At 38.2% G+C, this 15,114-nt stretch carries 14 protein-coding genes and 1 riboswitch; all 14 genes read left to right on the forward strand.

Annotated features, from left to right (window positions below):
* The first annotated feature begins 1 nt into the window (after position 1).
* The 14 genes from MKX29_RS20905 (at position 2) to sat (ending at position 15,111) form a co-directional block, all read left to right on the forward strand.
* Positions 2 to 1,384 (forward strand): FAD-dependent oxidoreductase, encoded by a 1,383-nt coding sequence (locus MKX29_RS20905; protein ID WP_341107506.1) that lies wholly within the window; start codon positions 2 to 4, stop codon positions 1,382 to 1,384.
* Positions 1,381 to 2,091 carry an isochorismatase family protein gene (locus tag MKX29_RS20910; RefSeq protein WP_341107508.1) on the forward strand — a complete coding sequence of 237 codons (711 nt, stop codon included), beginning with the start codon at positions 1,381 to 1,383 and terminating at the stop codon, positions 2,089 to 2,091. Before MKX29_RS20905 ends, MKX29_RS20910 begins: the two co-directional genes overlap by 4 nt.
* On the forward strand, positions 2,081 to 3,463 hold the full coding sequence (locus tag MKX29_RS20915) for a dihydroorotase (protein WP_251161616.1): 1,383 nt from the start codon (positions 2,081 to 2,083) through the stop codon (positions 3,461 to 3,463). Before MKX29_RS20910 ends, MKX29_RS20915 begins: the two co-directional genes overlap by 11 nt.
* A 21-nt stretch (positions 3,464 to 3,484) precedes the next feature.
* Entirely contained in the window at positions 3,485 to 4,687 is a 1,203-nt protein-coding gene (locus tag MKX29_RS20920) for an ABC transporter substrate-binding protein (protein WP_191811572.1), read from the forward strand.
* 210 nt (positions 4,688 to 4,897) lie between these two features.
* A complete protein-coding gene (locus tag MKX29_RS20925; protein WP_251161614.1) occupies positions 4,898 to 5,767 on the forward strand; it encodes a branched-chain amino acid ABC transporter permease in 870 nt (289 codons plus the stop codon).
* The gene (locus MKX29_RS20930; RefSeq protein WP_341107513.1) at positions 5,764 to 6,777 is read left to right on the forward strand and encodes a branched-chain amino acid ABC transporter permease; all 1,014 of its coding nucleotides are present in this window, start codon (positions 5,764 to 5,766) and stop codon (positions 6,775 to 6,777) included. The genes MKX29_RS20925 and MKX29_RS20930 overlap by 4 nt, the downstream gene beginning before the upstream one ends.
* Positions 6,758 to 7,477 (forward strand): ABC transporter ATP-binding protein, encoded by a 720-nt coding sequence (locus MKX29_RS20935; protein ID WP_341107516.1) that lies wholly within the window; start codon positions 6,758 to 6,760, stop codon positions 7,475 to 7,477. Before MKX29_RS20930 ends, MKX29_RS20935 begins: the two co-directional genes overlap by 20 nt.
* A complete protein-coding gene (locus MKX29_RS20940; protein ID WP_225230481.1) occupies positions 7,477 to 8,187 on the forward strand; it encodes an ABC transporter ATP-binding protein in 711 nt (236 codons plus the stop codon). Before MKX29_RS20935 ends, MKX29_RS20940 begins: the two co-directional genes overlap by 1 nt.
* Positions 8,188 to 8,233: 46 nt before the next feature.
* On the forward strand, positions 8,234 to 8,971 hold the full coding sequence (locus tag MKX29_RS20945; protein ID WP_251161612.1) for an IclR family transcriptional regulator: 738 nt from the start codon (positions 8,234 to 8,236) through the stop codon (positions 8,969 to 8,971).
* 20 nt (positions 8,972 to 8,991) lie between these two features.
* On the forward strand, positions 8,992 to 10,320 hold the full coding sequence (locus MKX29_RS20950) for an MmgE/PrpD family protein (protein ID WP_341107521.1): 1,329 nt from the start codon (positions 8,992 to 8,994) through the stop codon (positions 10,318 to 10,320).
* Positions 10,321 to 10,356: 36 nt separating this feature from the next.
* A complete protein-coding gene (locus MKX29_RS20955) occupies positions 10,357 to 11,568 on the forward strand; it encodes a CaiB/BaiF CoA transferase family protein (protein ID WP_341107523.1) in 1,212 nt (403 codons plus the stop codon).
* Between the two features lie 12 nt (positions 11,569 to 11,580).
* A complete protein-coding gene (locus MKX29_RS20960) occupies positions 11,581 to 12,519 on the forward strand; it encodes a hydroxymethylglutaryl-CoA lyase (RefSeq protein ID WP_341107525.1) in 939 nt (312 codons plus the stop codon).
* Between the two features lie 441 nt (positions 12,520 to 12,960).
* Positions 12,961 to 13,065: riboswitch (SAM riboswitch) on the forward strand.
* 164 nt (positions 13,066 to 13,229) lie between these two features.
* Positions 13,230 to 13,949 (forward strand): phosphoadenylyl-sulfate reductase, encoded by a 720-nt coding sequence (locus MKX29_RS20965; RefSeq protein ID WP_341107527.1) that lies wholly within the window; start codon positions 13,230 to 13,232, stop codon positions 13,947 to 13,949.
* Between the two features lie 16 nt (positions 13,950 to 13,965).
* Positions 13,966 to 15,111 carry a sulfate adenylyltransferase gene (gene sat / locus MKX29_RS20970; RefSeq protein WP_341107529.1) on the forward strand — a complete coding sequence of 382 codons (1,146 nt, stop codon included), beginning with the start codon at positions 13,966 to 13,968 and terminating at the stop codon, positions 15,109 to 15,111.
* Positions 15,112 to 15,114 lie beyond the last annotated feature (3 nt).

Below are 15,114 nucleotides of genomic sequence, written 5' to 3' on the forward strand. Positions count from 1 at the left end.
TATGTGGGATGCTGAGTTAGATGTAGTTGTAGCAGGTGCTGGTGGTTGCGGCTTGGTGGCTGCATTAGCAGCAGCTGAAAAAGGCTTAGAGGTAGGCGTTTTTGAAAAAACAGATTTTGTTTTGGGCAATACAGCTGCCAGTGCCGGAATGATTCCTGCAGCGAATACAAGATTTCAGAAAGAGGAAGGAATTTTTGAGACAGCAGAAGAGATGACAGAGGATATCTTAAGGAAAAATCATAATGAAAGTGACTATGATTTAACCTTAGCTTTATGTAAAGAATCGGGCCCATTAATTGAGTGGATGGCAGATACGCTGCAAATTCAGCTTTCACTAGTAAAAGAGTTTAAATATCCTGGTCAAAGGAATTTTCGAATGCATGCACCACCCTCGAGATCAGGATTAGAACTAATAAAAAAGCTTAAACAAGCTGTTGCAAAGCGGGACAACATTTACTTGCTATTAAAATCAGAGGTAAATGAATTAATAACAAATGAGAACAAAGAAGTCATTGGAATAGAAGTAAAAACAGATGATGGTATTCAGCGAATTAAAGCAAAAAAAGTCATACTAGCAACAAATGGCTTTGGGGCAAATAAAGAAATGGTACGTAAATATATTCCTGAAATAGCAGATGCTCTCTATTTTGGTTATGAAGCAAATACAGGTGATGCAATTAGAATGGGCGAGAAAGTGGAGGCATCATTTGCCTCCTTAACAAGTTATCAAGGGCACTCTGCTGTCGCAAAATCACAAGGTATTTTAGTAACATGGGGAACGGTTATGATGGGTGGATTTATGGTCAATCAAAATGGCGAGCGATTTGGCGATGAATCTCATGGATACTCAGAATTCGCTGTTCAAGTATTAAATCAGCCAGGCCAATGCGGATATATTATTTTCGATCAGCATATATTCGATCAATTGATTAGTATTGAAGATTTTAGCCAGCTTGTTGGGATGAAAGCTTTTAAAACAAGTGATTCGATTGATAAGTTAGCGAAGTTGTTAGGTTTGCCTGCGGAAAATCTACAAAAAACTTTCGAATCAGTTGTTGTAGCTGTTGATGAAGGCATAGATGCATATGGAAGAGCAGAATGGCCGAAGAAGCTTACCCCAACTTATTATGCGATCAAGGTATCGCCTGCTCTATTCCATACACAAGGAGGTTTGCAAATAAATTCCAATGCACAGGTGATAAATAAGAATGGTAAATCTATTAAGAATTTATATGCAGGCGGAGGGGCAGCGGTTGGAATTTCAGGTAACCATTCTTATGGTTATATGTCAGGAAACGGCCTCTTAGCTGCATTAGGTTTCGGAAAAATTGCCGGAGACCATGCGGCACTATCAATTTTAAATGAAGGGATAGAAATATTATGACTAGACCATGGGAAGATATGTTGACTGAGGTAGATAGAATGGTAATTCAAAAAGGAGGATATGGAAAAAAGAGAGGATTAGGGAAAAATCCTGCTCTTGTTATTATAGATATTCAACATAACTATGTAGGAGCAAACCTCCCGATAGCAGATCAGCTTGAAACATGGCCAAGTGGGGGAGGTGCAAAGGCATGGGAAGCAATAGAGAAAATAAAAAAAATGAAAAAGCTGTCAGATCAATTAAATATACCAACAATCTATACAAGGAATGTACAGAAGAAAACCATCAATTTTGATTCATTTGCGGTTAAAGCTGAACGAGATAATTCTAAGTACATTGACGGAAGACCTGAGGCGCAAATTGTTTCTGAACTTGAGCCAGAAAGCAAGGATCTTGTTGTTGATAAAAGCTATGCAAGTGCCTTTTTTGGAACGCCACTGATTAGTTATCTAGTAAAAATGGGCGTCGATACATTGATTATTGTAGGTGGTTCGACGAGTGGATGTGTCCGTGCAACAGCCGTAGATGCAGTCACGCATAATTTCAATGTAGCTGTTGTGGAGGACTGTGTTTATGATCGGATCGAACTGTCTCATAAAGCCGGTCTACTTGATCTATGGATGAAATATTGCGACGTATCACCGTCAGAAGAAATTTACGATTATCTAAAAGAATTTCAAGAAGGAGGAGTTAAAGTTGAAGGTTAATCAACTGATTAAAAATGGGTTAGTCGTCTTCCCTAAAGAAGGAGTTAAGGCGGTTGATATCGGTGTCATTAATGGTAAAATTGCTGGTATTTATAATGAGAACTCGGAGATAGAAGCTGATGAAGTAATTGATGCAAACCGTTTACATGTGTTCCCTGGAGTGATCGATGCCCACCAGCATCTAGGAATCTATAATTCAATTGAAAAAGATTTTCTTGATACGAAACAGCATGCCGTTGGAGGTATTACAACGATTGTCAATTATGATCGGCAACCAGTTAGCTATTTGGATTTTTTTCCTAAAGTACAAGATATCGGTGAAAAACATAGTTATATTGACTTTACATATAGCTTAGGTATTTTGACAGAACAGCATATTGATGAGCTTGAAGAGACGGTTAAACGTTTCGGGCTGACATCATTTAAGTTTTTTAGGAATTATGAACGACAATTAAATGATAAATTCAAAATATCCAATGGCATTAACTTATCTTCCTATGATTTAATGCGTCTTCTGGAGAAATTTAAGTCTATCTCTCCTAAACTGCTATTAGCGATTCATTGCGAGAATATGGATATTAATCGCAGTTTGATTAAGAAGTATAAAGAAGAAGGTGCTGAAGAAGGATTAAAAACATGGTCTCTTACAAGCCCTGGTTTTGCGGAAGCAGAATCATTACTAAGCACATTGTATATAAATTCGATTGTTGGTGGAAATGTTTTTATTGTGCATTTGACGTCAGGGGCTAGTATCGATGTGCTTGAAAAGATGCCATGGCTACTTGAGAAAGGGGTAAAGGTAGAAACTTGTCCCCATTATTTGAACTTAACAGAAGAATCTTCAACTGGATTGAAAGCAAAAGTAGGTCCACCTATTCATGGTCAATACGATTCAGATCGTTTATGGGAGGGGATTAAGGAAGGCATTGTGAATGCAATTGGAACAGACCATGTGCCTGGATCACTTGCAACCAAATTTTCTAAAGGAAATGGAGTATTTGAAGCAGAGTACGGATTCCCAAGTGCTGGTGCACTATTGCCAATGATGATTACTGAAGGTCATATGAAAAGGGGAATTCCGCTTGAAAGAATTGCTGATATCACTTCCTATCAAGTAGCTGAATCGTTTAATTTGGAAAATAAGGGACGTATTGAAATAGGGGCAGATGCTGATTTCGCCATTGTGGATTTAGCTAATGCCAAAACAATTTCGCCAGAAGTACTTCATTCGAATTCAGATTATTCTATATTTGATGGATTTGAGACCGTAGGATGGCCAGTGTATACCATCAGTAGGGGAGAAGTAATCGTAAACAATGGAATACCAACAAAGGAAAGTGGTAGAGGTAAATTTGTTAGAAGGTCCATTTAATGATAAAAGTGGGGGATGGAATTGAAAAAAATCGTTTTTCTTATGCTGGCGACGCTGTTCATATTGACAGGTTGTACTGGAGAAGCACAATCAGGCGATGAGAATATTGTGAAAATCGGCGCACTTCATCCATTAAGCGGTGCATTGGCTAATGAAGGTCAGGAAATGCGTGATGCAGCAAGACTTGCAGTTGAAGAAATTAATGAAGCAGGCGGAATCGAGTCTTTAGGCGGTGCAAAGGTCGAATTAATAGAAGCTGATCATGAAGGTGCACCAGAAAAAGGGATGTCTGAAATTCAAAGGTTAGATCGTGAAAAAGTAGTTGGTGTTATTGGTGCTTATTCAAGTGGTGTTACATTACCAGCAACCCAAGAAGCTGAAAGAGCAGGGATCCCATTCGTTGTCGATATTGCTACAGTCGAAGAAGTTACAAAGAGAGGCTTTAAATACACCTTCAGAGTTCAGCCACCAGCATCGACTATGGCAGCGAACTTTTTAGACTATTTTAATGTGCTTAATGAAATGAGTGATTCCCCTTTAGAGACAGTTGTTCTTGTTCATGAGGACTCAGTGTTTGGGACAAGTATTGCTAGTTTGATAGAGAAAGGGGCAGCAGATCACGGAATTGAAGTGCTGGATAACATCCCTCACGCTGCAACAACAGCAGATTTATCATCGACAATCAATAAAATTAATCGGCTCAAGCCTGACGCAGTGATTGCAACAACCTATTTGCGTGATGGCACGCTACTGGTAAATGGATTAAATCAATCTAACTTTCAGCCTAAAGCAATAATCGGTGTTGCTAATGGAGCATTTAGCAATACGTCATTTATTAATGATGAAACAGAAATCAATCAATATATTATGGATGTCAACTATTCTATCAATCCTCAAAGTAACCTGGCAATTGAAGTTTCGAAAAGATATGAAGACCAATTTAATAAACATATGGGGCCGAATGCAGCTTATTCTTATACTGCCACGAAAGTCCTAATTGATGCAGTAGAGAGAGCTGGTTCAACCGATCGGGCCAAAATTCAGAAGGCTTTATCCGAAACAAATTTAACAGAGCATATCCTTCCCCAGGATTCAATTATTTTTGATGAAAGTGGACAAAATGCAAATGCCCAGGCTGTTTTAAATCAAATTATCAACGGTGAAACTAAAGTTATTTACCCTGATGAATACAAGAATGCCGACGCTGTATTACCAACAAAGTAATAAAAAGAGGGAACGAAGAGAGGGTACTATGTATAGACAATGTTAACATTTGAGGCCTTCAGTTGTGTTTGTAGCCGCTTGTAAGCTCACCTCATTTGGAAGCGTGGGTCCTACATAGGAAAACTCCACCCCAACTTTCAAAATTAGAATGATTGAGGGAACGAAATGGGTTCTCGTTTATAAAAAACACTAGGTATAGGAGGGAAGTTGATGCTCACTTTGATATTACAGTCCTTGGTGGACGGTATTTTAATGGGAGGTATTTATGGACTGGTAGCTATAGGCCTCACCTTAATCTTTGGGGTAATGAAAATTATTAATTTTGCTCAAGGGGCATTATTAATGTTAGGTATGTATATTTCATACTGGTCGTTTAGCCTTCTTGGGCTTAATCCATACTTATCGATACCATTAAGCGCCATTTCCTTATTTTTCATTGGTGCGATCATTCAGAAGACAATCTTATCTAAAATGTTAAATGCGCCAGAGCATAATCAATTGCTTGTAACACTTGGAATTATGCTTGTTATTGAAAACCTTGCGTTAATATTATGGAGTCCTGATTTTCGCAGCGTAAAATTAGAAGGTTTTATTCAAACGTTTAATATAGGTGAAGTAGGAGTAAATGTCCCGAAATTAATTGCTTTTATTGCAGCGATTGTATTATCAATAGGCCTGTTTTTATTTCTTAAAAAAACGATGCTTGGGAAGGCGATACGCGCAACTTCAATCAATCGCAACGGCGCAATGCTATCAGGAATCAACACGAAACGCATAAACTATATTGCCTTTGGATTAGGCGCTTCTCTTGCAGCAATCGCTGGTTCGCTCATTACGCCATTTTTCTATACTTCGCCGACAGTAGGTGCCACTTTTATATTAAAGGGGTTTGTTGTGGTAGTTCTTGGCGGATTGGGCAACTTTATTGGTGCAATAATAGGTGGGCTCATTATTGGCATTTCTGAAGCGTTAGGAGGAGCTTTTTTACCTGGTAGTTTAAAAGAACTCATGACCTATATTATTTTTGTCATTGTCCTAATGGCAAAACCTAATGGTTTATTTGGGGGGAAAGCACGATGAGAAAATTTCCTATTCTAATCAGCTTAGCATTACTTATCTTTACGTTCTTTCCTCTTATTGTCAAAGACCAGTACTACATGCACATTGCCATTCTCATTTTATATTATGCATTGGTGAGCCAAGCATGGAATATATTGAGCGGTTACTCAGGCCAGTTTTCATTTGGGCATGCAGCTTTTTTTGGAACAGGTGCTTATACATCAAGTATATTATTCACGAAGCTTGGTGTATCGCCTTGGATTGGACTTTTTGCAGGGGCCCTAATCGCAGCCTTAATTGGTCTATTCATTGGATATCTGTCGTTCAGATTCAAATTGAGAGGTGTGTTCTTTTCGCTTGGAACACTTGCATTTGCGGAAATTCTGCGAATCATCATTCAGAATTTTGACATTTTCAATAAAACACTTGGTGTACTTATTCCATATAAACCAGATCCCCTTATGTTTCAATTTAGCTCGCGTACCACTTATTATTACATCATTCTATTATTTGCTATCGCAGTCACTGTTTTAGTTTATTATATTAGTCGTTCTAAGTTGGGCTATAACTTAGTCGCCATCCGCGAAAATGAAGATGCTGCCCAATCACTAGGTGTAAATACGTATAAAAATAAAATGATTGCTATTGCAATCAGTGCAAGCTTAACAGCAATAGGGGGAACATTTTATGCACAATATATGCTTTTTATTGAACCTGCGACGACTTTTTCTAATGATGTCTCGATTAATATTTTGTTACCGGCTATCATTGGCGGGGCAGGAACGGTTTTAGGTCCGATTGTAGGTTCACTCATTATTATTCCAATTGGGGAGCTTACAACCACTTTATTCGGAAACTTTGTCGGAGCGAATTTAATGGCTTACGGGGTCATTTTAATTCTTGTCATGCTGTACTTGCCTGAAGGAATTGTTGGGTGGTTCCAAAATAAATTTGGGAAGGAAAAAAATGCAAAGAAAAAGAAAGATAACAGCATAAATGGGGGTGAAGACGTTGGAACTTTTAAAAATTAAAGGATTGACAAAACGCTTTGCTGGCCTAGTAGCAGTAAACAATGTCAACTTAACGCTCAATAAAGGAGAAATTGTTGGGCTAGTTGGTCCGAATGGAGCAGGAAAGACAACTTTATTCCATTCTGTATGTGGATTTCACACACCGGAGGAAGGATCTGTTAAGTATAATGGTAAAGAGATAATTGGAAATAAACCAGAGCATATATGTAAAGAAGGGATTGCGAGAACATTTCAGATTGTGCAGCCTTTTGGCAATCTGACAGTGTTAGAAAATGTCATTGTTGGCGCATTTAATCGAGAAAAAAGTTATAAAGAAGCAGAAAGATTGGCTTTGGAAAACCTAGATTTAATTGGTATTTCATCTCTTGCCTATTCCAGAATGAAAGACCTAACCTTTCCAAATCAAAAGAAAGTAGAAGTAGCCAGAGCTCTTGCTACAAGCCCTGAAGTTCTTTTTTTAGATGAAGTAATGTCAGGGCTTAATCCATCTGAGGTGAATGAATTCATTGAGCTTATTAAGAATATTAGAGATAGCGGAATTTCCATCTTCTTCATTGAACATCTTATGTCTGCAGTGATGGCACTATCTGATCGCCTAGCTATTATGCATCTGGGAGAAAAAATAGCTGATGGAGACCCCCAGGAAGTAATGAAAATTCCAACTGTAGTAGAGGCGTATTTAGGAGAGGAAGTATCATGATGTTAAGAGTATCGAACCTGGATGCAGGTTATGGAAATTTACAGGTGTTAAGAAATATCACTTTTGAAGTGAACTCCGGTGAATTAGTCAGTATACTAGGAACGAACGGTGCAGGGAAAACTACTTTGTTGAGGACCTTATCTGGATTAATTTCTACTACCAATGGACAAATAGAGTTCAATGGAAAGCATATACAAAAAATGCAACCAGAAAATATTGTCAAGGAAGGATTAATACAGGTGCCAGAAGGCAGAATGTTATTTACTGAAATGACAATACGTGAAAACTTAGAGTTAGGTGCTTATTCTTCAGCGGCACGTAAAAATATGAAGAAAAATATCGAGTACTGCTTTAAGCTATTTCCGATTTTAAAGGAAAGGGAAAACCAGATGGCAGGAAGCTTCAGTGGAGGCCAGCAACAAATGCTTGCAATAGGTAGAGCACTGATGGCTCAACCTAAGATTCTATTATTAGATGAGCCTTCTACAGGGTTATCGCCTTTATTAACAAAACAAGTATTTGACATTATTAAGGAGATTAAGCAACAGGGTGTCACTGTCCTATTAGTTGAACAGAATGCACATCAAGCATTATCCATGTCTGATAGGGGATATGTGATTGAAAATGGAGAGATAGTGATGTCAGGTACAGCAGAATCTTTGCTGCAGGATAATAAACTTAGAGAATCTTATTTAGGTCTAGCCAATTAAGACCCTTGCACCGAATAGTTTTTTGATAGACTGGAGAGTTCACAAAATGAAAATAATTGAAAAAATGGCTAAAATACTATCTTTGTACTCTATGAATAGAACAAGCTTATCTATTAGTGAGGTACAAGAGGAATTGGGATACCCTAAAAGCACCGTCTTTCGTATCCTCAACGCACTAGAAGAATTTGATTATATTGAAAGGAACAAAGATACGCATAGATACTCTTTAGGTGTTAATTTTTTTAGGCTGGGTAGCATTGTTCAAAGCCAATTGGATTTTAGGCATGTCGCCATACCGATAATGAAAAAAATGGTAGAAGAAACGAGCGAAACAGTGGAACTTAATATTAAGGACGACCTTAATCGAGTATGCGTAGAAAAGGTTGATAGTCCTCAGGATGTCCGAAACTTTGTAAGAATTGGAGAACGAAAGCCACTTCATTTAGGTGCTTCAGGAAAGGTATTGATTGCATTCGAGAAGGAAACCGACAGAGAAAAAACACTCGATAATCTAGCTATGCAAAACAGTCATATCCCTATTCAAGCATTACGAGAAGAACTCAATCAAATCAACCAACGTGGTTTCTGTGTTACGAAAGGTGAAAGGGTTCCTGGGAGCTTTGCTATTGCTGCACCTATATTTGATCAAAACAAAGAGATGATCGCAAGCTTAACGATTGCAGGTCCTATCCAGAGACTTACGCCAGAACATGAGGAGGAATTAATTGCAAAAATAAATGAGGGAGCTAGACAAATCAGCAATAGCCTAGGCTATTTTGAATAAGAGAAGGAGGAGAAGGCCGATTGATCAAGAAAGCTTCAGCAATATATGATGCAGTTTGGTCAGACTTTAATGAAGAAACAATTGATTCAGCTAAATGGATCTTGCTAGATACATTAGGAGCTTTGATTGCTGGCATGCAGCAACAAGATACGCTCGAATTAGCTAAGCAATTTTCTGGAACGGGTAGCTATCAGCTGCTTGGTACTACCCTCCATGCAGATAAGTATAGTACTGGACTTGTACATGGTACGGCATGTGTGGCTACAGAGATGGATGAAGGAAACCAATATAGTAAAGGCCACCCTGCGGCCCATGTGATTCCTGTTATTCTCACGATGCTGCAGAGGAGTAAAAATGTTTCTGGACAAGAACTGATTAGTATAATTATTAAAGGCTATGAATACTGCTCAAGATTTGGTAGAGCGACTACTCTATCACCAGAAGCACATGCTCATGGAACATGGGGAGTAATGGGGGCTGCAGCAACTGCGCTCATGATTGATGGAGCAGATAAAGCAACATTTCAAGAAGGTGTGAACCTAAGCGCTAGCTTCTCATTGCCAACCTTATGGACATCGGCATTAGAAGGTAAATTAATTAGAAATATTTACGCTGGCCATGCGATTGAAATGGGAATGAAAAGTGTGATATTTGCCCGTACCAATCATTTGGCGCCGAAAAATAATGTTTCAACTGTGTTTTCCACTATTCTCGGCAGTGGATTTAATTGGATTGATTTAGAGAGAGGTAAGAATGCGCCCTGGGATATTGAACTCAATTATTTTAAACCCTATGCTTTTTGTCGTTATGTACATTCACCTATTGATGCCGTTAAGTCTATTATTGACAAACAGCAACTTGGTCCAGATCAGATAGAAAAAATAAACGTATATACCTATGCAAGAGCATCCTCTTTATCACATCAGGATTATGAAAATATACTGTCATCAAAGTTTAGCATTCCTTTTGCTATTGCTGTACAGCTCTATCATCAAAAGGCAAATCAATCTGTTTTCATAGAACAGCTGCACAAGGATAAAAAGATAAAAGAGTTCGCTAAAAAGGTGTTTGTTCAATATTCTGATGAGCTCGAAAAGGATTATCCTCTTCAAATGCCCGCTCGAGTGGAAATTATAGATTCATATGGAAATATATATAGCGAACGTGTAGACATTGCAAAGGGCGGGCCGGGTAAGAAACTATCTGAAAGCGAATTAATAGAAAAATTTAAGACCTTGACATCTACCGTCTACAGCAGCAATCAACAGGATAAAATAATTGATTTTATTACCCATTTAGAAACGGAAACGAATATTGAGAAAATATTTGTTTTATTGGAGTTGAACTAAAAGTATATTTTTTAGACAGAAGAGAGGTTAAAAGTAATGGAAAATAAACAGAAATATGGCCCTCTAACTGGTAAGAGAGTGCTAGATTTGTCTACAATGATTGCGGCACCTTTTGGCGCTACATTACTAGGGGATTTTGGAGCTGAGGTTATTAAAGTAGAGATTCCCGGTAAAGGGGATACATTAAGAGGCATGGGTCCTTTTCGTGAGGATGAACCATTAAGGTGGCCAGCTTTAGCAAGAAATAAAAAATCACTTACTTTAGATTTGCATAAAGAAGAAGGGAAAGAAATTTTAAGAAAGCTTGTTAGAGTGTCAGATGTAGTAATAGAAAATTTCAGACCAGGAACATTGGAAAAATGGGGGGTTGGATACGAAGATTTAAAGAAAGAGAATCCGAACTTAATCATGACAAGGGTTACAGGGTATGGTCAGACAGGTCCCAATGCCAGTAAAGCAGGATTTGGTACACCAGCGACTGCCTATAGCGGATTTACTTATTTACATGGATACACAGATCGACCTCCCATCAGTCCGTCTTTTTCATTAACAGATTATGTGACGGGAATTTACGTTGCTTTTGCAACGGTTACAGGCCTATATCATCGTGATACAGCAGAACAAGGGGAAGGACAATATATTGATATCGGATTATATGAATCTATGTTTAGAATGATGGAATTTCTTATTGCGGAATATGATCAAAAGCAAATCGTGAAAGAGCGTACGCCAGGTTTGAGCGGACACTCCAGTCCGGCAGGAACATTTCAAACAAAAGATGGTCACTGGATGTCTCTTGTCACTAGCTCTGATCGTACATTTGAACGTTTAGCAGCTGCAATGGGCAGGGAAGATATGCTTGAAGATGAGCGATATCATAATAATGCCGCCCGCCTTAGCCGATTTGAGGAAACAAACGGTATTGTTGCCGATTGGGTGAAACAATTTAATAGAGAAGAATTGCAGAATCTGCTAGATGATTATGGGGTCCCAATTAGTCCAATATATAGTATTAAAGATATATTCGAAGACACTCACTATAAAGAACGACAAAATATCATAGAGGTCGACCACCCTCGTCTAGGAAAAATAAAAATGCCTGGTATCATCCCTAAATTCTCTGAGACACCTGGGGCTGTTCGTAATGTAGGTCCAGATTTGGGAGAGAACAATGAGGAAATCCTTTCTGGCATTCTTGATTATAATGATGAAGAAATTGAGATCCTAAGAGAAAATAACGTAATCTAAGGAGGGAAAAACATGAATTTGAAAGAAGAGGTCATTATTTCTGAAGTTTGCCCCCGTGATGGCTTTCAAAGTCTGGCAGAAATCATTCCTACAGAAGAAAAGGTCGAATGGATTAATTCAATGATTAACTGCGGTTTCAAGCAAATTGAGGTCACATCTTTTGTTCACCCAAAAGCGATTCCTCAGCTGTCGGACGCTGCTGAAGTACTGCAAAAAATTAAGCGCAAGCAAGGGGTAAAACTACGTGCGCTTGTCCCGAATTTACAAGGATTAGAAAGAGCGATTGAAGCAGAAGTAGATAAAGTAAAACTAATGCTTTCAGCAACAGATTCCCACAGTATCAGTAACGCTAATAGCAAAACGTTCGATGCAATGAAAGGTTTTGAACCGCTAGTAAAACGCGCAGCAGAAGCTTCTATGGGTGTATCAGGCAGCATTTCTGTCATATTTGGATGTCCTTACGAAGGGGATGTACCTTTGGTGAGAATTGAAGAGATTTGCAAAAGATATATAGATATGGGAATATATCAGTTATCGTTAGCTGATACAACAGGGATGGCAAATCCAGTAAAAGTTAAGCGCATTATTGGGCATCTCACTAATAAATTCCCAGAATTATCCTTCTCCTTGCATTTGCATAATACGAGAGGGATGGCTTTTGCCAATGCCATAGCAGGCTATGAAATGGGTGTTCGGGATTTTGATAGCTCGATTGCTGGACTAGGTGGCTGCCCTTATGCACCAAACGCCACTGGAAATATCTCCTCTGAAGACCTTATTCATGGTTTTGAAGAGATGGGTATTTCAACGGGTGTAGATTTGGATAAAGTCATTAAGCTAGGAAAAAAATTAGAAATTAAATATCCTGAATATTCTGATAGTTTTATTTTGAAGGCTGGTAAATGTTCTGACTTACATCTGGCTCCAAAAACACAAGAAAAGTTGGGATAAAGCTTTTATTCTTATTAATCCTACTTTAAGAGAATGAAGGTAGGTTGAAAGTTTACTTTTAGCTAAGTGAGAAGTATTATGTAATTAATATTTCTAGGGCAGCTTGTGGAGGAAATCTTTTAGTTGTAAATGCAGTATATAATTCTCCTAATATGATTGTTTTTCGATTTAGTATCAAAGAACAATTGAGACCATCAAAAAAGAAGCTCGCACCATCTTTTTTACTATATGTTTAACTAATCTTTAACGGCAGTTACACCCTTTATAAAACGTTATTTCTTTTATGAGGATATTTGGGACACGCTCTCAGAAAAAATAAACTTTTTCTCAACTTTATGTATATTCATCAGTTTCAGTTAAATAATTCAGACAAATCATAAAAATTAGATTTTTGTCTTGACTTTTATTGATAGTATGTTAGGATTTATCTTATCCAATATTTTCTTATCCAGAGAGGTGGAGGGACTGGCCCGATGAAACCCGGCAACCTGCTTAGTGCAAGGTGCTAATTCCAGCAAAATGTTGATTCATTTTGAAAGATAAGGTGTCAAAAATTTTCCATCCTACACCTTTTCTCTTTGAAAAGGTGTTTTTTATTTAAGAAGGTGATAAATAAAAAAATAATAAGATTCGCTGATTAGACAACTAAAGGCGGACATTTCCTTTTACGGAGGAAATGCCGTCTTTTTTTATTGGAAAAGGGGGATTAAATGAATCAACCGCTCTCTTATAAAAACTGGAAAGACATTTCTGCTACCTTCGCTATTGATCAATCAACGAAAGGAGCCAAACAGGTTCTAGAGTGGGCTTATGGCACATATGACGAAGAGGAAATTGTGTACGCTTCTAGTTTCGGTGCTGAAGCTATTGTTCTAATTGACCTCATCGCACAAATAAAAAGTGATGCCAGAATTGTTTTTCTTGATACCGATTTACACTTTCCTGAAACATACCAAGTAATCGAGGAAATAAAATCACGTTTTCCTACGCTTCAAATTGAGATGAAAAAACCTAAGCTTACATTGGATGAACAAGCCACACAATATGGGTCAGCATTATGGAAAAGCGACCCGAATCAATGTTGCCAATTACGTAAAGTGTTGCCTTTACAAGAAGCAATGCAAGAAAAAAAAGCTTGGATATCTGGACTTAGGCGCGAGCAATCACCTGAAAGAAAACAGACAAATTTCTTAAACCGTGATGAGAAATTCACTAATATCAAAATTTGCCCACTTATTCATTGGCGTATAGATGATGTGTGGGATTATATCAAAGAAAAGCAGTTGCCTTATAACAGCTTACATGATGCAAATTATCCGAGCATTGGTTGTTTTCCCTGTACACAACCAGCTAGTGGCGGTGATGATTCCCGTGCTGGCCGCTGGCAAGGCTTAACGAAAACAGAATGCGGCTTGCATACTAATTCATAAAAAAAGGAGTAAACAGATGAGCATACCTAGCCCACATGGAGGAACATTAATTCAAAGATTTGAGCCAGAATTTGATTTTTCTAAAGTGTCAAAGTCGATAGAGATTGACAAAGTTGCACTAAGTGATTTAGAGCTAATAGCCGTTGGATTATTTAGTCCATTAATAGGCTTTCTAGGAAAAGAAGATTATGAATCTGTCGTTCATGAAATGAGATTAAGCGATGGGACAATATGGTCCATCCCCATCACATTACCTGTTGATGTTACGATTGCTGCCCAACTTCAAAAAGGGGAGCAATACCGTTTGGTTTTAGAAAATACTACCTATGGTGTAATTACTGTTTCTGAGTGGTTCGAACCTGATTTAGAAACAGAAGCACAATCGGTCTATCGTACAAAAGATAAAGCCCATCCAGGGGTCAAACGACTTTTTGAAAGAGGCAATATTTATGTAGCTGGAGAAATCATCCTCATTAGAAAAACGGAAAAGAAAGAATTTGCAGATGTCTGGTTAGAGCCAAAAGATACAAGAGCTTTGTTTGCAGAAAAGGGGTGGGAAACAATTGTTGGTTTCCAAACGCGTAATCCGATTCACCGAGCGCATGAGTATATTCAAAAAGCTGCGCTTGAGACGGTCGATGGCTTATTTGTAAATCCATTAGTAGGTGAAACAAAAGCAGATGATATCCCAGCTGATATCCGTTTAGAAAGTTATCGCATCTTACTAAAAGAATATTTTCCTCGTGAACGTGTCCATTTGGGTGTTTACCCGGCAGCGATGAGATACGCAGGCCCTAGAGAAGCAGTGTTTCACGCCATAGCCAGAAAAAATTTTGGCTGTACACATTTTATCGTCGGCAGAGATCATGCCGGTGTTGGGAATTATTACGGTACATACGATGCCCAATATATTTTCCAACAATTTACTAAAGAAGAACTTGGAATTACCCCATTATTTTTTGAACATAGCTTTTACTGCCACCGCTGTGAAGGGATGGTTTCAAATAAAACATGTCCACATGAACAAGAAGATCGAGTGATATTATCTGGCACAAAAGTACGAGAACTATTAAGCAAGGGTGAACAGCCACCTTCCACATTCAGCCGTAAAGAAGTGATTGATGTATTGATTAATGGCTTAAAGAGTGATGCAAGCGTCTAGAAA

It is taken from the genome of Cytobacillus sp. FSL R7-0696 (genome assembly GCF_038006865.1).
GTDB lineage: Bacteria > Bacillota > Bacilli > Bacillales > Cytobacillaceae > Cytobacillus > Cytobacillus kochii.